Below are 24,393 nucleotides of genomic sequence, written 5' to 3' on the forward strand. Positions count from 1 at the left end.
TGGTATTTCGCGGATAGATTACTTTTCTAAAGCTTAAGATCGCTTTTCACCTGTTGGATTTTGCCATCAAGAACCGTGAGCTTTTGGCGAAACTCTTCTTCGCTTTGAATGGAATCTTTAACTGAAACATAAAACTTGATTTTCGGCTCCGTGCCCGATGGTCGTACACAAACTTTGGTGCCGTCTGCGGTATAATAAATTAACACGTTTGATTTCGGAATACCATCCATCACCGATTTCTGCCCATTTTTTAGATCTAAGGAAGTCTGTTCAAGGTAATCTCTCACTTCAGTCACCGCTGAACCAGCAATTTCCGCTGGTGGATTTTCGCGGAAGTCGGTCATCATCTGTTTGATCTCTTCAGCGCCACTTCTGCCCTTTTTCACGACATTTATAAGACCTTCGTAATACATTCCGGTTTCTTTGTAAATATCGATCATGTATTGGTACATGGTTTTGCCGTTGGCTTTGCACCAGGCCGCAATTTCGCATGCCAAGAGTATAGAACCACAAGAATCTTTGTCGCGTACAAAATCACCCGTCATAAAACCGAAGCTCTCTTCACCACCACACACAAATTTTTCTTTTCCTTCGTTGTCGCGGATCATTTTACCGATCCATTTAAAACCGGTAAGACCAATTTTGCAGTCGACTCCGAATTTTTGGGCGATGTCTTCAAAAATGTCCGATGTCACGATGGTAGAACCGATGAACTCTTTACCGGTAATTTTTCCGGCCTTTTTCCATTGGTCAAGGATATAATAAGTAAGGATCGTATTGGTTTGGTTACCATTCAGCAACTGCATTTCACCATCGAGGTTTCGCACAGCAATGCCAAGACGGTCACCGTCTGGATCTGTTCCGATCACGATGTCGCCATTCGTGATTCTCGCCAAATCCAGAGCCATTTCCAGTGCAGCGGGCTCTTCAGGATTAGGTGATTCTACAGTTGGGAAGTTTCCGCTCGGAATCATTTGTTCTTTTACCAGATCAACTTTGGTAAATCCGGCCTTTTTCAAAGCCTGGGGAACTGTTTTATAAGTTGTTCCGTGAATTGAAGTGAAGACAATATTCAGATTATCGTAACCAATTTTATCTTTTTGGTACAGCGAGTTTTCCATACAGGCGTCAATGTACACATCATCCTGCTCTTCGCCGATCCATTCAATCAAATCATCATTTCCCTCAAATTTGATATCCTCGAATTTCAGTGAATACACTTCTTTGATGATCGCTTCATCATCTGGCGGCACGATCTGGGCACCATCATTCCAATATACTTTGTAACCATTATACTCAGGCGGATTGTGCGACGCTGTAAGCACGATTCCTGCATTACATTTTTTGTCGCGAACCGTAAACGAAAGTTCGGGTGTCGGGCGGTGTTCTTTGAAAAGCAAAACTTTAATTCCGTTCGCCGTCAAAACATCCGCGCAAAGTTTCCCAAATTCTTTGGAGTTATTCCGCACATCATAAGCGATCGCCACCTTAATCTGCTGCCCTGAAAACTGCTGGTGAAGATAGTTCGCCAGACCTTGAGTAGCTTGCCCCAACGTATATTTGTTAAGTCTGTTAGTTCCCACTCCCATTATTCCGCGCATCCCGCCGGTACCAAATTCCAGCGCACGGTAAAATGAATCGTCCAAATCTGCAGATTGTGAGCTGATCAGCATCTCTACGGCTCTTCGCGTTTCTTCATCAAAACCTTCGCCCAGCCAAAGTTTAGCTTTTTCGAGTGGTGTTAAGTTTTCGGTAATATCCATAATATCAGTCTATTTTTTTATTCTGTACTGTTGCGGTCGGGGCGATTTTGAAAGCCCGGATCGGGTTGTTATAATATACGAGTTTCGCCGTGTTTTTGACGCTTCCTTTCAGCGAATCTTTTACATTCACCTCGGCATAATTTGCGTCTGTGGACTCCAGTTTTAAATTGTCAATGTTCCAGTAAGGCGCTATTATACTGGCGCTGTCGGAAATTTTTAAATTCACCTGCTGACTTTTACCCAGGAAGTTGGCCTGACTTCGGTCCGCCATTTCCACCTCTGCTCTGCGGGCGTTAACCGACCCAATAAATTTAGCATAATTTTTTAAATTCAGGCGAAAGTTATCGGTCTTTATTTCACTCGAAACATTGATTTCAACCGAATCAGAAATTTTAATTTTTTCCGGCTGATACTTCGAATACAGCGTGATGTTGTAGAAATCGACACCTTTCGTCGCGCGCTTTTCCTTTATGGTTAAAGTCTTATCCTCGACATTGATTTTGAGGTTATTGAAAACATTGGGATACGTTTCCACATTCACGAAACTGCTGTCGCTCTTCACATAAAATACCCTGAATTTACCATCAAGATCAATATTCACAAAGTCTTCAAGGGGCAAATCTTTGCTTTCGATGCTGCCTTTTGGCGAAATGTCACCACAAGAGATCAAGGTAAAAGAAAATATCAGGATAAACAGATTTTTCATAATCAAATTACTTCGTCGATGTTGTAATTTTTATGTTCACGGTTTGAACGGATGATCATTTCACCCAAAAAGCCGGCGATAAATAGCAGTGTCCCAAGAATCATCATAGTCAGCGCAATAAAAAACCACGCATTATCGGTGAGCAAATGGCCGTAAATTCCGCGTGAAACATCGATTAACTTGGAAATGCCGAGCCAAAAAGCGGATAAAAATCCAACGATGAACATTAAAGTTCCAACTGCGCCAAAAAAGTGCATCGGCCTGCCGCCAAAACGGCTGACAAACCAAAGCGTTATAAGATCTAAAAATCCACGCACAAATCTCTCGGTCCCGAATTTTGAGGTTCCGTAAGGTCTCGCCTGATGCTGCACTTCTTTCTCAGTAATCCGTCGGAAACCTGCATTGGCAGCCAAAACCGGGATGTAGCGGTGCATGTCGCCGTACACATCAATCGATTTTACCACCTGTTTTCTGTACGCTTTTAGGCCACAGTTGAAATCATGTAAAGCAACGCCTGAAACCTTTCTCGCAGCTGCATTGAACAGTTTTGAAGGCAGATTTTTGGTCATTACATTATCAAAACGTTTCTTTTTCCAGCCTGAAACAATGTCATATTCTTCCTCTTTGACCATTCTGTACAGTTCCGGAATTTCCTCAGGAAAGTCCTGAAGATCAGCATCCATCGTAATCACAACATCGCCCTGCGCCTTTTCAAAAGCTGCGTGGAGGGCCTGTGATTTACCGTAATTCCGTGAAAACTTGATTCCGTGGATCTGTGGAAAACGAACCCGAAGATTTTCAATGATGCTCCAGGAAAGATCGGTACTGCCGTCATCTACAAACCAGACTTCGTACGTCAGGCCAGCGGTTTTACAGGTATTGTCGATTCTGGAAAAAAGCTCCTCCAGAGATTCTTCTTCGTTCAGGAGCGGGATGATTATAGATAAGTTCATTTTAATTATAAATTTAAAACAGAGCGTTATACCGCTTTATACTTGCGGTTTATTTCTGAAAAAAGTGGCGAAAAAGGTCGACAGAATCACATAAAAAATCAGTATTGCAGCGAAATAGTATGTGAACTGACGGAACGAGAACATGTCTTTGTCTTTCAGCATCTCCGGCGAAAAACTTTGAAGCCGTTCGTTGTATTTCTGGTCGAGTTGGCGACTGATATCATCATTGTTCAAACCCGTTTTTGCTTTTACATATTCATTTTTGAGCTCGGTCTTCTGACGCTCGATGTACTGATAATTCAGCAGGTCTTTGGCATCTTTGTCCACGAAATTCAGAAATGCAAACATAGCCAGAACAGACAGTAAACCACCAAAAAACATCGGTTTGAACGCGCGGCCGAAAACATCACGAAATCCCATCAGCGCACCGGTTTTTTTGAGTTCGTAAACGGAATAATAAGCGCCCGCAAGATAGACCGCCGGCATAAGAAACGCGTTAATGAGGAGTGAATTGTTGAAATAATCGGTGTTCATACCGAAAAAATACATTCCGAAGAAGAGAATCATTGTAGCAATAAACAGCAGAAAGCCAATAGTGTACACACTTTTTACCATGAAAATAGTTTAATTAAGAATTTTTTTATGACTGAATTTTTTGAATTTTGATTTAAAGCTTTATCTTTGCACCGGCAAGTCCTACACAACCAGCTCCTGTGAATCCTCCAGGGTGGGAACGCAGCAAAGGTAAACGGTTGTAGCGGTGTGATGTAGATCGCTTGCCATTTTTTTATGCCTAAAATTCAAAGGTTTCTCCCAGTTTAGGTAACACAAGCTCCACTCCTTTTTCCGCAAAATGTTCCGCCGCTTCTGCATGATTAATCGCAATTGGAGGGAATGTATCGAAATGACAGCCAATCACTTTTGGTGTTTTTAAAAGTTCCGCTGCAGCAAAACTCGCTTTGCGTGCACACATCGTGTAATGCGAACCCACCGGCAGAATCGCCAGAGTGATATCACCAAACAGTTGCGGAAACAGCGCCATGTCTGCCATCACGCCTGTATCGCCGGCAAAATACAGGTTTTTACCAGGCAACCTGAAAATATAACCTGCAGGTTCACCGCCATAGCTTCCGTCCGGAAAAGAGCTTGTGTGACTCGCAGGAACCATTGAAATCTTTAAATCATCGATTTTTGCCGAACCGCCAAAATTGATATCGATCGAATTTGAATGACCGAAGTAGCCGCAAATCTCGGGCTGACCGATAATCTGCGCTTCAGGATGATGCTGCAGAACTTCTTTCACATCGGCAGTATGATCGCCGTGTGCATGCGTGATCAGGACATAATCAATCTTTTGTGCAGCAATATCAAATCCCGACTGTTCTTTCTGAAAGTTATAGAAAGGATCGCTTAAGATGTTTTTTCCGTTGTATGTGAACAGAAAACAGTTTTGTCCGAGGAACTGTATGGTCATTTTCTTAGTTTTTAAATTCTGATTTTTTAAAAATAATTTAACCCGATTGCCAGCAAAATTGCAGTGGTCATCGTGATCATGCCAATTTGCTTCAAAAACGGATCAAGCGCTCGCGGTTCTTTGGTCTGAAGAATTCTTCGTCGTAACGCAGCCGTCGGAAACAGCATGATCATCACTATAAACGCATAATATTTTTTCTCGGTGTGTAGCCCGTTCATCATTAAAAATACCAGAATAAGGATGATTGGGAGCTGCAGCAAAACCATTTCGTATATCATCGCGTTGCGGAAACCGAGCCTGAGTGCCAGTGTTTTCTTACCCGAAACACGGTCACTTTCGATATCGCGCATATTATTAAGGTTTAAAACTGCCGCGCTCAGCATACCGATTGCGGTTGCGGGAAGTAAAATGTCGGCCTCAAAAGTCTTGGTGAACAGAAAGTAGCTGCCGCCAACGGAAACAAGTCCGAAAAAGATAAAGACCATCAAATCACCCAAACCCAGGTAGCCATAAGGCTTTTTCCCAACAGTATAACCGATTGCAGCCAGAATGCAAGCGATACCAAGAACAACAAATGTGTAAAACTCGCTGATGTATCCTTCTTTAAAAAATGCCTGGTACAGAAGCGCCACGGTAGCGAGCAAAGACAATACAGCAAACAGAATCACCGCATTTTTCATATGTTGTGCAGAAATTCTGCCTGAAGCTACGGCGCGCTGTTCAGCCTCGTCAAACCGTAATCTATCTGTTCCTTTGATGCCGTCGCCATAATCATTTGCAAAGTTCGACAGCACCTGATAAAGGAGTGTGACGAGCAGCGCGAGCGCGAAAACAATCCAGTCCCAACTCAAGCCGGCAATTTCGAGGCGCCATTTGGCAATGAATGAACCTACGATGATTCCGCTCATCGATAAGGGTAAAGTGCGGAGGCGTGCGGCCTGTATCCAGTCTGTCATTATTTTTTATATACGTTGTTTTAGTAAAATGTACGATATCGTGAGAGAAGACAGCGCTTCACTCGGCAATATATTTTACAATTAAGAAATCCACTTATCTTCCCCAAAATTGGGCTTTCTCTTTTCAAGGAAGGCGTTGCGTCCTTCTTTGGCTTCTTCGGTCATGTACGCAAGTCGCGTCGCTTCACCGGCGAAAACCTGCTGACCTACCATGCCGTCATCGGTAAGGTTCATCGCAAATTTCAGCATGCGGATAGACATTGGCGATTTGCCCAGGATTTCCTGCGCCCATTCATAAGCTTTCTCTTCGAGTTCGGCGTGAGGAATCGCGGCGTTTACCATGCCCATTTCTGCTGCTTCTTTCGCTGAATAATTCCGGCCTAAGAAGAAGATTTCGCGGGCTTTTTTCTGACCCACCATCTTGGCAAGATATGCAGAACCGTAACCGCCGTCAAAACTGGTTACATCTGCATCGGTCTGTTTGAAAATCGCGTGTTCCTCGCTTGCCAACGTAAGGTCACAAACGACGTGTAGTGAATGACCGCCGCCTACAGCCCAGCCGTTCACCACCGCGATAACAACCTTTGGCATGAAACGGATCAGACGCTGAACTTCGAGAATATTCAGTCGGTGACGGCCGTCTTCGCCCACGTAACCCTGTTCACCACGAGCCTTTTGGTCGCCACCGCTGCAAAATGCGTGGCCGCCATCTTTTGGGCTCGGTCCTTCGCCGGTAAGCAATACGACGCCTACCGAAGGATCTTCGGAAACATGGTAGAAAGCATCGTAAAGTTCAGAGGTGGTTTTTGGGCGGAAAGCATTGCGCACTTCCGGTCGGTTAAAGGCAATCCGCGCTACGGCGCCGCATTTTTTATAGGTAATGTCTTCGTATTCTTTTACGGTTTTCCAGTCGGTCATGGTATGTAAAAATTTTGCCCAAAGATACAGATTTATGAGGTGAGGCAAAAGGAAACCGCGGTGTTATTCGGTGGATTTTTATGATGGCTGTCCGGGCCCGGTACTGTCTTCGTGAGTTTCTGCAAGAATCTTTTCCGCTTCCTCAAAATCGTGCTCGCTGACGAGCAGAAAGTAATTTTGGGAAATAGGGAAAACGGCGATATTGTTCACGTATTCGTTTTTTATATAGCTCGGGATTTCGCGTGAAGCGAGTTTTGACTTGGCTAATTCGATTTCGTATAAGTAGGATGACTGGAATATGGGGACTAATTCTGACATGTTTTTCTTTTTGCTAAAGATACGCATGATTATAAATATGGCTTTAAAGCGAAGTTGTGATTGAATATCACCGACAATGTAAATGCATAGACAGCGAATCCCACCCTTACGAAAGAGAAATTCCTGAACTTTTAGCCCTGATTGAACGGCCTGTCTGAGCTCGCCCGGCGACCGAAAGGGAGCCGGGCAGCGAGTAGTGAAAGCAGGTGAAGACTTCGGAAGACGCGAAAATCTTCGGGCTTCCGGAAAACTATGAAATTTTTCTGCGGTTGATGAACCAATAGACCGGCAGCCCGAGTAAAATAAGTAGAAAACCAGGCCACGTATATTGCGGTTTGAACCAAATGAGCAGCACGCAGAAGGCGGTTCCGATAATTAAATACAGCACCGGCGTCAGCGGATAAAGCCAGGTTTTATAAGGTCTTACGATCTCCGGCTTCTTGATTCTTAGGTAAATCACGCCAAAAACGGTAATCATATAAAACAGCACGATCACGAACGAGATCATATCGAGCAAATCGCCATACTGACCACTCAGCGCGAGTACACAGGCCCAGATTCCCTGCATCCAGAGCGATTTTTCGGGTACGTCGAACCGGTTGTTTTCGGTGGCTGACCTGAAAAACAGTCCGTCTTTTGCCATGGTTTGAAAGACGCGCGCGCCCGCCAAAACAAGTCCGTTGATACAGCCAAATGTAGAGATCATCACCAAAACTGCCATGATTACCGTGCCTAAATTGCCGAAAATGACCTCGGAAGCAGCTACAGCCGGGCGGTTTTTGTCGGCGAACGCAATACCGTCACGATCGAGCGCGTTCAGATAGACGAAGTTAACCAGCATGTACAGTACCATAACGACGATTGTACCGAGTACCATTGACTTTACGACGTTTTTCTTTGGGTTTTCTATTTCGCCGGAAACAAATGTGACATTCTCCCACGCGACAGAACTAAAAACGGAGCCGACCATCGCGGCGGCAATTCCGCCCAGCAAGGTGACGCCGGAAATGGGCTGCCAGCCTGTGGAAACAAGGTCATTACCCACTTCGCGTCCGAAATTTTGGAAACCGGACCAACCAAAACTCATGTTCTGCGTCCAGTTTGAATCTTTGATCAATAGAAAGCCGAACAAAATGATTCCAAGTAATGCGAGGATCTTGGAAGTAGTGAAAAGGTTTTGCAGTAGTTTGCCATTTTTTACACCGCGGGTATTGATAAAAGTCAGCAGCAAAATGACGACAATGGCGAGAATCTGAACCCAAGTAATGCGGAATGTACCGCTTTGGAAAATGGGTGCTGAATCATTGAGTGCAGGAATCAGGTAGGCGGTAAATTTTCCGAACGCCATGGCGACGGCCGCGATTGTTCCGGTTTGTATCACCGCAAAAAGTCCCCAACCGTAAAGAAAACCGGTCATTTTCCCGAAAATTTCGGTGATGTAGGTGTACTGTCCGCCGGCTTTTGGAAACATTGCAGACAATTCACCATACGAAATGGCTGCGGCAACGGTCATAATGCCTGTGATCACCCAAACCACGATGAGCCAGTACCCCGAACCCAGGTTCCGCATCATATCTGAACTGACGATAAATATTCCGCTGCCAATCATAGAACCCATTACAAGCATCGTTGCATCCCAAAGTTTAAGTTTTTTCTGCATAAAATTTTTTCGTTTTGTACGGCGGAATTTTGTCGGTTCCTGGTTTTTTAAAATTTATTATCGGGCGTAAATATAAAAATTTCGGTAACGGGTTTAGGTTTTTTTTACGTTTTTAATATCAATATGCGACAACAGGTATTAAAAAAGGAAGTTACACCTTCGCACTTTGACAGTTGGCCGTCTGAGAATTTAAATTTTCGATAAGTTCTGAGGAAGAAGAGTCCGTTGAACGCATTCTGCACAATATTAGGAGCAAAAGAAATCTACATGTGAAAAATTTATTAGATTTGCTCAAATTATAAAAACAATGAAAAAATTTGCCTTGATTCTTTCGGTAGTCTTATCCACCACAGTTTTTGCGCAGGAAACGGCTAAAAAAATGGGTCCGCCGGAGGGAAAAGCGCTGGCTGGCGAAACTTATGGAGCGCAAGTTTCCGCTAAAGCAGAACAAAATGCCATCACACCCGCTAAACTCGATAAGAAACTTAAAGCTGCAAAAAAGGTGGATCAGGTAGCTGTGAAAGGTAAAGTAACCGACGTTTGCGAGAAAAAAGGCTGTTGGCTGACGGTGGAAACCGAAAACAACGAGAAGTTCTTTGTAAAAATGAAGGATTACGCATTTTTCGTTCCTACAGCATTGAAAGGAAAAGAAGTTTTATTGGAAGGTTCTGCCGAGACAAAAGTGATTTCAGTGGATGAACAAAAACATTACGCCGAAGATGCAAAGAAACCGCAGGCTGAAATAGATGCGATCACGAAACCGCAGGAAGAAATAAGATTCGTTGCGAATGGAATCAAGGTTTTAAAGTAAACCTCTTTTAAATACAAAAAATAAATTGCGAAGCGAATGCTCCGCAATTTTTTTATTCAAAAGTGAAATCGACCGGAGCGTCCAACTTGGGAAATTTCCGGCTTGAGATAAATTTTTTGCCCGTACAGTCGATTTCCTGCCAGCCTTTTTTGGCTCCGACATCACCCACCTCGATGACAATCGGCACGAACGAAATCTCATCTTCGGCCGGCACATACTCTTCCCGAAACTGCACCGCGATATCCAGCGTGCATTCATAATCAAGATTCAAGGTCACGTTCCGGTAAATCACATCGCAATGCGTTTCCTTATTCACAGGAATTGTTGCATATTCTTCCCAACCAGAAATGCTGCCTTTCAGCACGGTAATCGCCTGCAGACACTCGATAAGCGCAAGAGTGTAAAATTTCCGCGTCTGCAGCCTTTTATAATCATCTATAAAATGCCCTCCTTCGAATAAAACAGTGGGCAAACCCATTTTTGTGAAGTTATCACCTGTTGATGTTGGATAAAACTCATCGGAGTATCTGGCGATCTGATTGGGCAAACTCCTGTTCAGACGACTATATATTCTCGAAACTATCGCCATTACTTGCTTCCGAACATGCGTAACCTCACGCTCAAAATTAACCGATGGCGCCAAAAATGAAAGTGTGGCAGGATTGGTTCCGTCGGTGGTAAATATGGTTCGCTGATCGTGCAGATTCAGTGCATAATCATAATTTCCGCTTTCAGCGATCCCGCGCAGAATCTGGAATTCTTTACTTGATCTTTTCAGGAAATCCCGATTCAGATCAATATCCAGCGCGTTTCGTCTTGTCCATTTCGCTGATCCGTCGGGATTCAGCATAAAAATAAAATGGAGCGTAATATCTGAAAATAGCTGATTTTCCATTTCAGGCTGACGATTGCACATTTCAAGCAAGTCGAGCATCCCCAAAGTGCCCGTGGATTCGTTCCCATGCATCTGCGACCAAGCCAGAATTTTCGTCTCACCTCTACCAACTTTCATCATATAAATAGGCTTGCCCAGAAATGACCTACCGATCTCTGAAATGAAGTCGCTGAAATTCGTCTGTAAGTAATTAAATAATTTTTCTGGGGAAATATAGCGGTTTGGGAAATTAGGATTTGCTTGATAAAGGAAAGTACTGTTCATAAATGCGGTTTACAATTTTCAAATTTACTTTAAAATTTTTTCAAATACATTTTATTACAATTGTAAAATCGTTAAACATCGCTAATGGTCAGTTTGTCTGTTGGTAAAATTGTGGATTGAGTTATATTTAATGAAAAATTTTATAAAGTACAATATCAGTTATTTAGGAAATTTACTTACAGTATTTTATAATTTTACTTTAAGTACTAAATGGGTTGGTTTTCCCCAAATGTAGGTTGTTAACCTAAACATATCCGCTCTGTTGAAAATGTTTTATAACAAACCGTGTTACAATTGTAACGTGGCTTAGAAATTATTATTTGGAGTATATTTGCCGATAAAATTTTTATATGAACAGCGAAACTATTTTCTTACTTTCCTTCCTGGCTTTTATTGTTTTTATCCTGGCTTTAGACCTTGGTCTTCTTAATAGTAGAAAATCGGATACAGTTTCGATGAAACAGGCAGGTCTCATGAGTTTTTTTGTAGTGGCACTGTCGATGTGTTTTTACTTTGTTCTGCTTACCTACGGTCACCTACTCCACGGCATAGACAACCTCGAAAAACTGCAACAGGTCATTTCTTCGCACCACCACCCTGTCAAGATCATTCCGGGAGATTTAGAAAACAGTATCCAGTTATATAATCAGAACCTCGGTCTCGAATACCTTACCGGTTATGTGGTGGAATATGCTTTATCAGTAGACAATATATTCGTGATGGTTTTGGTCTTCACCGCATTTAGTGTAGCTCCGAAGAACTATCACCGCGTGCTTTTTTGGGGCATCCTCGGCGCGATTGTGATGCGTTTTATCTTCATTTTCGTGGGAGCGGCGCTGATTGAGAAGTTTAGCTGGATCATGTACGTGTTCGGAGCTTTCCTTGTGTTTACCGGAATCAAGATGTTCTTTGAGAAGGACGGCGATGATAAGATTGATACACACAACCACCCAGTGGTAAAATTCGCGAACCGTTTTTTCAAAGTCCACAACCATTTCGTAGGCAACAAATTCTTTGTAACGATTGACGGTGTAAAGAAAATAACGCCTCTATTTCTGGTCTTGCTGATCATCGAAGCAACAGATTTAATATTTGCCGTCGACAGTATCCCGGCGATTTTCTCTGTGACTAAAGATCCTTACATCGTATTTTTCTCGAATATCTTTGCGATCATAGGTCTGCGTTCAATGTTCTTTTTGCTCGCCGGAATCATCGATAAATTCCGTTTTCTTAAGGTTGGGTTGTCAGTACTGCTTACGTTTATCGGACTTAAAATGCTGCTTCATTCCTACCTTGAAAATTGGGGTTTTACAACCAGTCATTCGCTTATCGTGATTGTGAGTATCCTTGGTTTAAGTATCCTTTTCTCCTTAATGTTCCCTCTACGTACGAAAGAACGTAAACTGAAATTTGATCCGGAGAAGGATGAACATTTACGTCACTAACATTCGTAATCTTATTTAAAATATTCTAAACCAGCCACATACGGCTGGTTTACTTTTGTAATATGTTTTGATTTACAAATGTATTTACATATTTAAATTTAATCTTTACATTTGTAATATGAGTTTGAATGAGAGAGTTTCCCAAATTATCGAATATTCGAAGTTGACTGCATCAGAATTTGCAGACGAAATAGATGTGCAGCGCAGCAACATTTCTCACATCACATCCGGACGTAATAAACCCTCCCTAGACTTTCTTATTAAAATCAAATCGCGCTTTCCGGAGCTGCAATGGGACTGGATCATCACCGGTGAAGGCGAAATGCTGAAAACCGTAACGGAAGAAACACCCGTTGCAAAACCTGCCGCTGTCCCCGATCTCTTCTCAATTATCAATGATGAAAATTTTGGGTACACCGAATCGGAAGACCGGGTGAGCAAGCAAGCACCTTCAGAATCCGTTATTCCTGAGCAAGACACCAAAAGAAAAGATTTAGGCGATTCTCAGCGATTAGCGCCTGCAATTTCCGAGTTTGAATCGCAAACCTTTGAAAAAGAACAGGTTGGCATAAAGCGGATTGTTTGGTTCTACGAAAATGGAAAATTTGAAAGTTTCGAGCCGTAAAAACTTTGATCATCTTCTTATTGTGTAGGCCTTCTTTAAAAAACTAAAAAGAAGCTATGCACACTTTTTGCAGTTCAGACCAAAATCACTTTTTATGAAACTTGCCGAACTTGCAAAGGAACTTCACATCACCACCGACAGCTTTATAAAATTTATCCAGGATTTCGATCTCGAACTTTCCGAATGTATAAGTACAGATTTCGAGGTAAAGGAAGACTTTGCCAGATTTGCCCGTGAAAATATTTCGTTTTTAAAAAATTACCAAAAGGATCTTGAACAGCCCAAAACCGTAGAAGATATCGCCGGAAATATCAGTCAGCCCGCAGACAAGGTCGCGGAAGTGATCCGCAAGGAAAAACCTGCGATTTACGAAAACGGCGTCTATAGATCCTCAGTTTCGAGTTTTGGCGTAGACCAGAAATTGGGTGGCGACTACAATTTTGTGTACAACTATTTCGGCAAGCGTATGCCGCTCGCAAAACGTGATTTCATCGGCTATCGCGATCTGTTCTTTTATATTTCAAAGGCACTTGACCCATTTGCAAATGAAAATACCACGCTCACCGATTGGGGCATACACAGACCGGCTGGAATCATTCTCTACGGCCCACCCGGAAGCGGTAAAATATTTTGGGCGCACAAAATTGCTCAGATCATTGGGTATCAATTCAAAGAAATAAAGAAGTATTATCTCGGGACCTCGTTTGTAGACGGCAACGAGACCAGTTTTAATGATTTTCTGCTCGAAACCATGAAACAGGAAAAAGTAGTGCTTTTCATGGATGATTTTGATAATGTGATGATGGAACGCACTGCCACAAGTTCGGTCAATTCATGCGATGAGGAAACTAAGGAGATCATACTTCATCATATCGACCGATTTGAGGAAGAGGAGTTGCTCATGGTAGCCTCGGCCAACACTTTAACAGGTATCGACCGCGAGATACTCGCGCCCGGCCGCTTCGATGTGGTGATTCCGGTATTTCCACCGAATGTGCAGGAACGTGCGGAAATCATTCTTTATTATATGACGAAAGATCTGTCCGACGAAGCTTTACTAAAACAGATTTTAGAAAAAAATAATGCAGACCATCTACCGTTCTGGAACGAAATTTCGGCCAGAATGAAGGTATTCTCAAACACGATGCTCATCGATTTCACGCAGAGCCTTAAAAAGCGGATCCGGACGCAGTATCTGAAAGACAACTCTCTGGATATCGACATCAAAAAACATCTGCAGCCTGCGTTGAGGGAAGCTTCGGCAAAACTGACGGATGAATATTTCGAACAGATGTCCAGGTTTATAAAAGATATCTCTGTAAATAATTACGACGATTTCGCGACCAGGATTGAGAATCTTAAGCAGGAACTTCAGCACTACAGAATCGTAGAAAAACCACGTCAGGCAATTGGTTTCACGCATAACTCTGATTCAAAATAAAACGAAAGCCATCTTTATTTGATGGCTTTTGAATTTTATCCTATTTCTTTTCTTTCGGTACTTTCAGGCCTTTTTCTTTGGCCTCTGAAATTCCGATCGCAACCGCCTGCTTGCGGTCTGTAACTTTGTCACCATTGGAAGATTTTAGTTTTCCTTCCTTGAACTCGTGCATCACTTCTCCAATTTTATCGGATGCCTTATCCGAATACTTCTTGTTTGCCATAATTCAGATTTTATTGTTAAAAAGTTAGTTGTTATGCATTTCGAATTCAATTTTGCTGCCATCTGTAGCCGATTGGCGGGCGTTTTAATAAAATTGTTATCTTTGAGACCTTTATCAAATTATCTATATGAAGAAAATATTTTTATCTGTCTCTTTACTCGCGGCTGTAGCGCTGTTTTCGCAGGAAATAACGCTCGATAAAATTTACTCGGGCTATTACCGCGGAAAGAGCATTTCGGGAATCGCATCGCTGAAAGGCGGTGACAGCTATGTGGTGATAGAGCCTGCCGGAATTGCTAAATATTCCTACAAGACCTCACAAAAAGAGGTAAATATCGTTGACGGAAAATTTGAATCATATATTTTCAGCAGCGACGAATCGAAAATATTGCTTTTGAAGGAAAGTGAACCAATTTATCGCCATTCCTATTTAGGTATATTTGATGTGAAGGACCTGCGTACGGGCAAAATGATCAGCCTGAATAACGGAAATGCGGTGCAGGAACCTACTTTTTCGCCGGACGGAAACAAGGTTGCCTTCATTGCTGACAATAACTTATACTATCAGGACCTAAATTCCGGCAAAATTATTCAAATTACAACTGACGGCAAGAAAAATTCAATATTAAACGGTCTCGCAGACTGGGTGTATGAAGAGGAATTCGGTCATGCAAAACTGTATGAGTGGACGCAGAATTCAGACGCAATTGTGTTCGTAAAGTCTGATGAAACGGAGGTTCCGGAAATGTATATCCCGATCTACGGCAAGCAGCTCTACCCTTCTGAGATGCGTTTTAAGTATCCGAAGGCCGGTGAAAAGAACTCGATTGTCTCAGCACAACTTTTCCGTTTGGACTCAGGAAAAACGGTGGCTCTCGATCTGTCGGATTTTAAGAATTATTACATTCCGAATGTCATTAAGACATCCAAGCCGGATGAAATCATCCTTATCACTTCCGCGCGTACCCAAAATGCCTCCGATGTTTTAAAGGTTAATACCAAAACTGGCAAGATTCAGAAATTATTTACCGAAACCGATGAAAAATGGGTTGACACCGATAATGTGACAATGGAATTTCTGCCGGATAACTCATTTATCTGGGGTTCAGAGCGTGATGGGAACCGTCATCTTTATTTGTATGACGAGAATGGAAAATTAAAAAAGCAAATCACCAAAGGCAACTGGGAAGTGACCGATTATTACGGATACAACCCAAAAACCTATGAGGTTTTCGTGCAAACTACGGAAAAAGGTAGCATCAACAAGGTGGTTTCGAAAATCAATATCAATTCAGGCAAATCCACTTTGCTTTCAAATGCTGAAGGCAACAACAGTGCGAACTTCAGCGGTAATTTCAACTATTTCATCGAAACGTCCTCATCGGCGAGCAAACCTTACACTTTCGTGCTGAAGGACAACAACGGAAAGGCGGTAAAAGAACTTCAGAATAATGACGAACTCCTCAAAAAACTGCAGGCAGATAACCTTGTAACAAAAGAGTTTTTTACTATTCCAAATGAAGTTGGAGACCAGATGAACGCATGGATTCTGAAGCCGAAAGACTTCGACAGGAATAAAAAATACCCGGTTTTTATGTATCAGTATTCCGGTCCTGGCTCACAAAGTGTTTCCAATTCGTGGGATGCCGGTAACGGACTTTGGTTCAATCATCTGGTGCAGAAAGGATATCTGGTGGTTTGCGTGGATGGCCGCGGGACGGGTTTTAAAGGAACCAAATACAAGAAATCTACGTACATGAATCTTGGCAAGTATGAGATTGAAGACCAGATCGCAGCCGCGAAATGGCTCGGCAAGCAAAGCTATGTTGATGCTTCGAGAATCGGGATTTTTGGATGGAGCTATGGCGGTTACATGGCGAGTTTGGCGCTGACCAAAGGTGCTGATGTTTTCAAGACCGGAATCGCTGTAGCACCGGTTACAAACTGGAGATATTATGACACGGTTTATACCGAAAGGTTCCTTCGCACCCCACAGGAAAACCCGAAAGGTTATGACGAGAATTCACCGACAGAATACGCGAAACTTTTGAAAGGTAAATTCCTTTTGATTCACGGCACCGCTGATGACAATGTGCATTTCCAGAATTCTATGGAGTTTGCCGAAGCGTTGATTCAGAACAAAAAGCAGTTTGAGTTCATGGCGTATCCGGACAAGAATCACGGTATTTTCGGCGGACAGACGAGACCTCAGTTATACCAGAAAATGACAGACTTCTTACTTGAAAATCTTTAATATTTAAATATAAAAAATGGCATCAAACACCAGTAAACATCCCAAAGGACTACCCTTTTTGTTTTTCACGGAAATGTGGGAACGCTTTGGCTATTACCTAATCCTCGGAATTTTTGTACTCTACATGATCGATCCTACCGAAACCGGCGGATTGGCTTTAAATGACAAAAACGCGGATGATATTTTCGGAACTTTCATCGCTTTAACATACCTGACGCCGTTTTTGGGTGGCTTTCTTGCAGACCGGGTGCTTGGCTACATCAAAGCGATCTACATAGGCGGGGTTCTTATGGCTTTGGGTTACATTGGTCTGGGTGTCTTCCAGGATTTACCGATGTTTTACGCATCGATGGGTCTTATTATTTTAGGAAACGGCTTCTTCAAACCAAGTATTTCCACGCTTTTGGGAAACCTCTACGAAGAAGAGCCTTACGCAGCCAATAAGGATGCAGGTTACAACATTTTCTATATGGGAATCAACATCGGAGCGTTTGTCTGCAATATTATCGCGGCCTTCATGCGAAACAAATTTGGCTGGGGCGAAGCGTTTATGACTGCCGGTATAGGGATGTTTTTGGGTCTGATCATATTTTCACTGGGCCGCAAGCATATTCTTAAAGCTAATGTCATCAAACCCGCTCAGGAAGGTGATACCAAGATTTCCGATGTCTTGGTCAAAGTATTTCTACCCGCAATCATCGCTGGTGTTGTTGGTTGGGTAATCCCAGGAAATATCTTCGGAAGTGATTCTACTGATGCGTTTATATTTGCCTGTCTGCCTGTTATTTACTTCTATGTCATGCTTTATGTAAAGGCAAATTCGGAGGATAAAAGACCGATTGGTGCCTTATTGGCGATTTTTGCGGTGAGCCTGATGTTTTGGGCCGTATTTAAACAAAACGGAACTGCACTGACGCGCTGGGCGAATTATTATACGGACAGAAGTGTTCCTGCAGCGCTCGAAAAACCTTTGGAAGCCATTTATCTTGTGGATACTAAGGATTATACAACTCAATCGGTGAATGTCTATGATGATCAGTATCAGGCTAAAAAAGACGAGTCTGGCAACGCCCTGAAAGAAGAGGGCAAAGACATTTATTTCCGAAATGAGACGCCTGAAAAAAAGGCTGCGATGGAAGCCAATCCGGAAGGGAAAGTTTACCTCTACAACACTGAACTTTTCCAGTCTGTCAATCCATTTTGGGTAATTGTGCTCACGCCGGTGGTGGTAGGTTTCTTCATGTTTCTCCGACGAAAGGGCAAGGAACCCACAACGCCAAGTAAAATAGTCCTCGGATTGTTCATCTCAGCACTCTCCTGCCTCGTTATGGTGGGTGCGGTATATGCGGGCCAGAACGGGCTATTCAAAGTATCGGCTTTATGGCTTGTAGCAGCTTATGGAGTTATTACAATTGGTGAACTTTGCCTGTCACCAATGGGCCTTTCGTTGGTATCAAAACTTTCGCCACCGCGGATTACGGCTTTGATGATGGGCGGATTCTTCCTTTCAACTTCAATCGGTAATAAACTTTCCGGAGTTTTAGCGAGTTTCTGGTACGATTACGAGAATAAAGCTAACTTCTTCATTGTCAATTTCGGACTGTTACTTTTAGCTACCCTTTTGGGACTGTCGATCCTGAAAAGGCTTAATGTAATTATGAAAGAGAAAGGAGTAAAGTAGTTTTTGGTACAATTTTCACTACGAAATGCCGGCAAGTCCGGCATTTTTTGTGTCCACATACCAAACAATTATATACCGAACAACGGAAAAAAACTATATTTGTCTATTAACAATTATTAACAGAAATAAATTATGGCTACAGAAGTACAGACAGGGCATCCTAAAGGACTCTATCTTTTGTTTATGACTGAAATGTGGGAACGCTTTTCCTACTACGGAATGCGGGCGATTTTCGTTCTGTATATGACGAAAATGCTTTTAATGGATGATGCAGAAGCTTCCCAGATCTACGGAAGTTATACCGGCCTCGTTTACCTTACACCGCTTCTAGGTGGTTATCTTTCAGACCGTTTTCTGGGGAACAGAAGAAGTATCGAGATCGGAGGTTTGCTGATGGCTTTAGGACAGTTCATAATGTTCTTCAGTGCATCTACTTCGGGTACTTCAGCAATTACATTGATGTGGATTGGTCTTACGGCGCTGATCATCGGTAATGGTTTCTTTAAACCGAATATCTCCACCATGGTTGGCCAGCTTTATCCAAAAGGTGACCGCCGTATTGACTCGGCTTTTACTATATTTTATATGGGTATTAACCTCGGGGCATTCTTTGCACCGCTTGTTTCAGGTACCTTGGCTGAAAAAGTGGACTTCAAATGGGGTTTCCTTGCGGCAGGTATCGGTATGGTAATCGGCTTGGTAACATTCATGCTTCAGAAAAATAAATTATTGGTTGATAATGAGCAGAAACCGATCGGTATGCCTACCAACAAGTTTGGTATCGCACAACTGGGAATGGTTTTAGGCTCAATCGCGATCATTTTCTTCCTGATGAACTTCAAGACGATGTTCCAAAGCGACCTCGACATCATTGGCTACCTCATTTACGGTGCAATGATCGTGATGCCGCTTATCGTGCTTACCGATAAATCGTTGACAAAAGAAGAACGCGACAGAATTATGGTGATCTTCATCCTTGCGTTCTTTGTAATCTTCTTCTGGGGCGCATTTGAGCAGGCTGGAGCCTCCCTTACAATCTTCGCGGACAGGCAGACCGACAGAATGATTTTCGGTTGGGAAATGCCTGCGAGTTACTTCCAGTCAGTTAACCCATTAGCAATTATCCTTCTTGCACCATTGTTCTCTTCAATGTGGTTACGTCTTGGAAACCGCGGCATGGAGCCTTCTTCGCCAAAGAAAATGGCGTTAGGTCTTGCATTGGTATCTTTAGGATATGTAGTAATTGCATTTGCAGTGTATGGTCTTGGAATGATGGACAAAGTTTCAATGTTCTGGTTGATCGCACTTTATGTAATTCACACGATGGGTGAACTTTGCCTTTCACCAATCGGACTATCAATGGTTTCAAAACTTTCACCACTGCGTTTTTCATCGCTTTTGATGGGAACCTGGTTCCTTGCGAATGCAGCGGCGAATAAATTTGCAGGTACGCTCTCAGCACTTATTCCTGGTAGCGGCGAAGATGGTCAGGGCGCAGCAGTTACGCATTTCCTTGGATTCGAAATCGCAAACCTGTTTGATTTCTTCCTTGTATTTATCGTAATGTGCGGTGCTGCAGCTGTGATCCTGTTTATGATGAGCCGTTGGTTAGAAAAGAAAATGCACGGTGTGAACTAAGCACAGCAAAACCTTTAAAAATCTTAAAACCATCGGATATCCGGTGGTTTTTTCTAATTTCGTTAAAATTTTATCTAATGAATCTTACGCTTGATCAAATTCAGGATTTTAAAGGAAAATATCCGAAACAGATATGGTCCCTGTTTTTCTCGGAAATGTGGGAACGCTTCTGCTTTTACGGGATGCGCGGTATGCTGGTATTTTTTATGATTTCTGAACTGAAATTCGATGACGAAAAAGCCAATCTGCAATACGGTGCCACGCAGGCTTTCGTGTATGCTTTCACCTTTGTAGGCGGCCTTTTTGCGGATAAGATCCTGGGATTCCGGAAATCGCTGTTCTGGGGCGGACTGCTGATGATCGTTGGAAGTTTGATACTTGCCACAAACCCTCACGACTTTTTCTTTCTCGGCATCTCGTTTACCGTTGTGGGAACCGGTTTCTTTAAACCGAACATCTCCACCATGGTTGGCAAGCTCTATCGGGGCGATGATTCACGCCGTGACGCCGGTTTCTCACTGTTTTATGCTGGAATCAACCTGGGTGCGCTGCTCGGCGGCTATCTGTGTATCGCGATTGGAAAGGGCGAAATGCTAACTAATATCATTCCGGAAGATAAACGATGGAATGTGGCTTTTGGTCTGGCCGCCATCGTAATGGTCATCAGTCTGATTAATTTTGTATTTACACAGCGCAGACTGGGACCCATCGGTTTGATGCCGCAAAAAATTGCAGCAGATGGTACATTGATTCCAACTGAAAAGTGGAAGATTTACGGGGTGTATGCGCTCACATTATTATTTGTACCGCTTATCATGATTATGGTTTCGGTACCGCAGTACACCGATTATTTTATGTGGACTGTCGGTCCTTTGACATTGATTTATCTGTTTTTTGAAATGTCTAAAGTTTCAGCACCTGAACGCAACAAGCTTTGGGCTGCACTGGTATTCATCATATTTTCAATCCTTTTCTGGGGAATTTATGAGCAATCGGGCGGTTCACTGAGTATTTTCGCGGCCAATAATCTGAACAAAGATCTATTGGGTCTTGATCCAAATGGGGTGAATAATTCCGGAGGCGCATTTTTCATCATATTTTTAGCACCGCTGCTGGGTCTTTTGTGGATTTGGCTGAGCAAAAGAAGGCTTGAACCAAATACACTGATCAAGTTCGGACTCGGATTCATTTTCCTCGGACTGGGTTACTACGTACTTTTTGCGACACGTTTCTTCGCCGATTTACAGGGCGTGACCTCCTTAAATATATTCACCATCGCACTGTTGGTCATCACTTTTGGTGAACTTTGCCTTTCTCCGATTGGTCTTTCGATCATGACCAAACTATCCACAGAGAAACTTCAGGGTATGATGATGGGACTCTGGTTCCTGGCATCAGCGTATGGACAGTACGTCGCGGGAATCATTGGTGCGAATATGGCCACCGCAAAAGAAGGCTCCTCAAATATGGATGCATTGATTGCGTACACTGAAGGTTACAAACAACTCGGCTTATATGCAGTGCTTGCTGGTGTAATCCTTATGGTAATTTCTCCGTTTGTAAAAAAACTGATGCAGGACGTGCGGTAATCCTTATTTAACTAATCCTGATATTAGCCATCCAAATTGCTATGAGAAACATTTTCAGTATAATTTTCCTTTTTTTAATGACTTCAGCGCACGCGCAGGTGAAGTGGATGTCGCTGGAAGAAGCTCTAAGCGCACAGAAAGTTGCACCACGTAAGATTTTCATTGATTTTTACGCAGAATGGTGCGGACCGTGCAAGATAATGGACAAGACCACCTACGGACATCCGTTAATCGCAAAATATTTAAATGAGGAATATTATGCCGTGAAATTTGACGCAGAATCCCGCGAAAAAGTAACATATGGCGGCCGTGCTTTCATAAATCCCGGTTTTGAACCTGGGAAACGCCGCAATTCGCTGCACGAATTCACGCGGTACATGAATGTATCTGCGGTCCCTACCATCGTATTCCTGGACGAGCACAGCATGCCCATCACCATCTTGCAGGGCGCGTTCACCGCTCAGGAGCTGGAACCTTACCTACCCTTCATGGCAAGCGATGGTTATAAAAAAATTACCACGCGCGAGCAGTGGGAAAACTACCAGCGAAAGTTTAAATCAAGTATCGTTGAGTAAGAATATTTAATTGAAAAGGACTTGTAAATACCTATTTGCAAGTCCTTTTTATTTTTACGAAATTCGCCTTCCGCGAAAAATAAATCCTTCACGTACTGCACTTGAATTTAGATACACCCATAGAATTTCTTAAAGGTATCGGTCCCGAACGAGCCAAATACATTAAAAATGTCTTGGGTTTTTCGGTAGTTGAAGATTTTCTTACATTTTACCCGCTTCGGTATATTGACAAAAGCAGGATCTTCAAGATTTCAGAACTTGCAGAGAACGTGGATACCGAAATCCAGCTTAAAGGGAAAATCACAGATTTGCAGGAAATAGTGTACGGAAGCGGAAAAACAAGACTTTCAGCCAAGTTCAGGGATGAAACGGGAACGATCGAACTGGTATGGTTCCGTTATTCTAAATGGATGAAGGAACAGATCCCGATACTTACAGAGCTCATTGTTTTCGGAAGACTGAATGAGTTTAATGGCATATACTCCATCGCACATCCCGAAATAGAAACAGACGAAAAAAAAGCGGTGTCCGGTTCACTGTTGCCAGTTTATCCGGGAAGCGAAAAATTAGCGAAACGCGGTCTCAACAATAAATTTTTCCAACAGGTTGTCAGCGATATTCTCAGAAATTTACCACAACTCATTGAGGAAAACCTTCCGACTTCCGTCATGGAAAAATATAGGCTGATAAGCCGCCAGCACGCATACTATCACATCCATTTTCCTAAGAATAAAAATTCTGCTGATCATGCAAACCGCCGACTTAAATTTGAGGAAGCATTTATGTTTCAGTTGAGCTATGCATTAAAAAAAATTCATCATAAATCTACTGCAGTTGGAAATCCGTTTAGGCATGTGGGCGAGAATTTTAAACATTTTTATGCTGAAAAGCTACCATTTGAACTTACAAATGCACAGAAAAGGGTTTTGAAGGAAATACGGCTCGACATGAAAAGACCTGTGCAGATGAACCGATTGCTGCAGGGTGATGTAGGTTCGGGCAAAACGATGGTCGCACTTCTTGCGATGCTGATTGCGCTTGACAACGGTTTCCAGAGCTGCATGATGGCCCCGACTGAAATCCTTGCGCAGCAACATTTCTATTCGGTGAAGGAACTTCTGCAGGACACAGACATTAAAGTGAAATTACTTACCGGCAGCACCCGGCCGGCGGAGCGAAAAATCATACACGAGGAGCTTTTGAGCGGTGAACTTACCGTTTTAGTAGGTACACACGCGGTCCTTGAAGACGTGGTTAAATTCCGAAATCTCGGTTTGGCGATCATTGATGAACAGCATCGTTTTGGCGTGGCACAGCGCGCAAGGCTTTGGGCGAAAAATAAGATTCCACCACACATTTTGGTTATGACGGCGACCCCGATTCCGAGAACATTGGCGATGAGTTTCTACAGTGATCTTGATGTTTCTGTGATCGATGAGATGCCCGTGGGACGGAAACCGATCATTACTGCCCACAGACGTGAAAAAGACAGGCTGTCCGTCTTCAGGTTTGCGAAAGAGGAAATAGAAAAAGGCCGCCAAATCTACTTTGTGTATCCACTGATCGAAGAATCTGAAACACTGGATTACAAAAACCTGATGGAAAATTTCGGGCATATCGTTGATTTCTTCGAAGGAAAAAATGTTACCATGCTCCATGGCCGGATGAAACCCGTCGAAAAAGACGCTGCGATGCAGTATTTTGCCTCAGGAAAAGCCGAAATAATGGTTGCAACAACCGTTATTGAAGTGGGCGTGAATGTACCGAACGCGTCTGTGATGGTCATCGAAAGTGCAGAAAGGTTTGGGCTTTCGCAGCTTCATCAGCTTCGCGGACGTGTCGGCCGGGGCGCGGAACAAAGCTACTGCATCCTGATGACCTCAGACAAACTCAGCAAAGAAAGCCGTACACGCATAAAAACAATGACAGAGACGAACGATGGCTTTAAAATCTCAGAAGTGGACATGCAGCTTCGCGGTCCGGGTGACATTCTGGGGACACAGCAAAGCGGCGTTGTAGATTTTAAAAAACTTGATTTAATTGCGGACGGAAAAATCATTAAAGCTGCCAAAGATGCGGTGGAAAACCTGCTTGCCCACGACCCTAAACTCGAAACGGCAGATTATCAGTCCCTGAAAAAATATTATACCCAGCAATACCGTGGGAAAAACAAATGGGGACGCATTTCTTAGCGATTATTGGCT

The 24,393-nt window shown here is 43.0% G+C and carries 21 protein-coding genes and 1 other RNA gene; 11 read left to right on the forward strand and 11 right to left on the reverse strand.

Features of this window, described 5'->3' with window-relative positions; translation table 11 throughout:
• Window positions 1-26: 26 nt before the first annotated feature.
• From H9628_RS07390 to H9628_RS07405, 4 genes are read right to left on the reverse strand one after another with little or no spacing between them, the layout of a single operon-like run.
• Entirely contained in the window at window positions 27-1,763 is a 1,737-nt protein-coding gene (locus H9628_RS07390; protein WP_251833483.1) for a phospho-sugar mutase, read from the reverse strand.
• 4 nt (window positions 1,764-1,767) lie between these two features.
• Window positions 1,768-2,469, reverse strand: a complete 702-nt coding sequence (locus tag H9628_RS07395) for a GIN domain-containing protein (RefSeq protein ID WP_251833484.1) — start codon at window positions 2,467-2,469, stop codon at window positions 1,768-1,770.
• Window positions 2,470-2,471: 2 nt separating this feature from the next.
• Window positions 2,472-3,422 (reverse strand): glycosyltransferase family 2 protein, encoded by a 951-nt coding sequence (locus H9628_RS07400; protein ID WP_251833485.1) that lies wholly within the window; start codon window positions 3,420-3,422, stop codon window positions 2,472-2,474.
• A 36-nt stretch (window positions 3,423-3,458) separates the two neighbouring features.
• Window positions 3,459-4,037 (reverse strand): DUF4199 domain-containing protein, encoded by a 579-nt coding sequence (locus H9628_RS07405; protein ID WP_251833486.1) that lies wholly within the window; start codon window positions 4,035-4,037, stop codon window positions 3,459-3,461.
• A 72-nt stretch (window positions 4,038-4,109) separates the two neighbouring features.
• Between H9628_RS07405 and ffs the strand changes: the two genes are divergently transcribed.
• An RNA gene (gene ffs, locus H9628_RS07410) (signal recognition particle sRNA small type) lies at window positions 4,110-4,207 on the forward strand.
• Between the two features lie 8 nt (window positions 4,208-4,215).
• Here ffs and H9628_RS07415 read toward each other — a convergent pair.
• The 5 genes from H9628_RS07415 to H9628_RS07435 all read right to left on the reverse strand — a co-directional run bounded on the left by H9628_RS07415 (window position 4,216) and on the right by H9628_RS07435 (window position 8,748).
• Window positions 4,216-4,896, reverse strand: coding sequence for a metal-dependent hydrolase (locus H9628_RS07415; RefSeq protein WP_251833487.1), 681 nt, complete (start codon window positions 4,894-4,896; stop codon window positions 4,216-4,218).
• Window positions 4,897-4,922: 26 nt separating this feature from the next.
• A complete protein-coding gene (gene menA / locus H9628_RS07420; RefSeq protein WP_251833488.1) occupies window positions 4,923-5,852 on the reverse strand; it encodes a 1,4-dihydroxy-2-naphthoate octaprenyltransferase in 930 nt (309 codons plus the stop codon).
• Window positions 5,853-5,933: 81 nt separating this feature from the next.
• Window positions 5,934-6,770, reverse strand: coding sequence for a 1,4-dihydroxy-2-naphthoyl-CoA synthase (locus H9628_RS07425; protein WP_251833489.1), 837 nt, complete (start codon window positions 6,768-6,770; stop codon window positions 5,934-5,936).
• A gap of 78 nt (window positions 6,771-6,848) precedes the next feature.
• A complete protein-coding gene (locus tag H9628_RS07430) occupies window positions 6,849-7,088 on the reverse strand; it encodes a putative signal transducing protein (protein ID WP_251833490.1) in 240 nt (79 codons plus the stop codon).
• Window positions 7,089-7,338: 250 nt separating this feature from the next.
• Complete coding sequence (locus H9628_RS07435) at window positions 7,339-8,748, reverse strand: APC family permease (RefSeq protein WP_251833491.1); 1,410 nt, start codon at window positions 8,746-8,748, stop codon at window positions 7,339-7,341.
• Between the two features lie 307 nt (window positions 8,749-9,055).
• Here H9628_RS07435 and H9628_RS07440 point away from each other — a divergent pair, with 307 nt between their 5' ends.
• Window positions 9,056-9,559, forward strand: a complete 504-nt coding sequence (locus H9628_RS07440) for a DUF4920 domain-containing protein (RefSeq protein WP_251833492.1) — start codon at window positions 9,056-9,058, stop codon at window positions 9,557-9,559.
• A 52-nt stretch (window positions 9,560-9,611) separates the two neighbouring features.
• Here H9628_RS07440 and H9628_RS07445 read toward each other — a convergent pair whose 3' ends face one another.
• Complete coding sequence (locus tag H9628_RS07445; RefSeq protein ID WP_251833493.1) at window positions 9,612-10,718, reverse strand: M14 family zinc carboxypeptidase; 1,107 nt, start codon at window positions 10,716-10,718, stop codon at window positions 9,612-9,614.
• A gap of 350 nt (window positions 10,719-11,068) precedes the next feature.
• Here H9628_RS07445 and H9628_RS07450 point away from each other — a divergent pair, with 350 nt between their 5' ends.
• The 3 genes from H9628_RS07450 (at window position 11,069) to H9628_RS07460 (ending at window position 14,229) form a co-directional block, all read left to right on the forward strand.
• A complete protein-coding gene (locus H9628_RS07450) occupies window positions 11,069-12,163 on the forward strand; it encodes a TerC/Alx family metal homeostasis membrane protein (protein WP_251833494.1) in 1,095 nt (364 codons plus the stop codon).
• A gap of 118 nt (window positions 12,164-12,281) precedes the next feature.
• On the forward strand, window positions 12,282-12,788 hold the full coding sequence (locus tag H9628_RS07455) for a helix-turn-helix domain-containing protein (protein WP_251833495.1): 507 nt from the start codon (window positions 12,282-12,284) through the stop codon (window positions 12,786-12,788).
• A 94-nt stretch (window positions 12,789-12,882) separates the two neighbouring features.
• Entirely contained in the window at window positions 12,883-14,229 is a 1,347-nt protein-coding gene (locus H9628_RS07460; protein WP_251833496.1) for an AAA family ATPase, read from the forward strand.
• A 40-nt stretch (window positions 14,230-14,269) separates the two neighbouring features.
• On the opposite strand, the gene H9628_RS07465 is transcribed toward H9628_RS07460, so the two are convergent.
• On the reverse strand, window positions 14,270-14,452 hold the full coding sequence (locus H9628_RS07465) for a DUF6496 domain-containing protein (protein ID WP_251833497.1): 183 nt from the start codon (window positions 14,450-14,452) through the stop codon (window positions 14,270-14,272).
• Between the two features lie 127 nt (window positions 14,453-14,579).
• Here H9628_RS07465 and H9628_RS07470 point away from each other — a divergent pair, with 127 nt between their 5' ends.
• The 6 genes from H9628_RS07470 to recG all read left to right on the forward strand — a co-directional run bounded on the left by H9628_RS07470 (window position 14,580) and on the right by recG (window position 24,381).
• Complete coding sequence (locus H9628_RS07470; protein ID WP_251833498.1) at window positions 14,580-16,706, forward strand: S9 family peptidase; 2,127 nt, start codon at window positions 14,580-14,582, stop codon at window positions 16,704-16,706.
• Window positions 16,707-16,722: 16 nt separating this feature from the next.
• Window positions 16,723-18,387: a peptide MFS transporter gene (locus tag H9628_RS07475; protein WP_251833499.1), complete on the forward strand. Its 1,665-nt coding sequence runs from the start codon at window positions 16,723-16,725 to the stop codon at window positions 18,385-18,387.
• 132 nt (window positions 18,388-18,519) lie between these two features.
• Window positions 18,520-20,025, forward strand: coding sequence for a peptide MFS transporter (locus H9628_RS07480; protein ID WP_251833500.1), 1,506 nt, complete (start codon window positions 18,520-18,522; stop codon window positions 20,023-20,025).
• 77 nt (window positions 20,026-20,102) lie between these two features.
• Complete coding sequence (locus H9628_RS07485) at window positions 20,103-21,614, forward strand: peptide MFS transporter (RefSeq protein ID WP_251833501.1); 1,512 nt, start codon at window positions 20,103-20,105, stop codon at window positions 21,612-21,614.
• Between the two features lie 77 nt (window positions 21,615-21,691).
• Window positions 21,692-22,189: a thioredoxin family protein gene (locus H9628_RS07490; protein WP_251833502.1), complete on the forward strand. Its 498-nt coding sequence runs from the start codon at window positions 21,692-21,694 to the stop codon at window positions 22,187-22,189.
• Window positions 22,190-22,290: 101 nt separating this feature from the next.
• On the forward strand, window positions 22,291-24,381 hold the full coding sequence (gene recG, locus H9628_RS07495) for an ATP-dependent DNA helicase RecG (RefSeq protein WP_251833503.1): 2,091 nt from the start codon (window positions 22,291-22,293) through the stop codon (window positions 24,379-24,381).
• Window positions 24,382-24,393: the final 12 nt, after the last annotated feature.

It is taken from the genome of Kaistella pullorum, assembly GCF_014837035.1.
GTDB lineage: Bacteria > Bacteroidota > Bacteroidia > Flavobacteriales > Weeksellaceae > Kaistella > Kaistella rhinocerotis.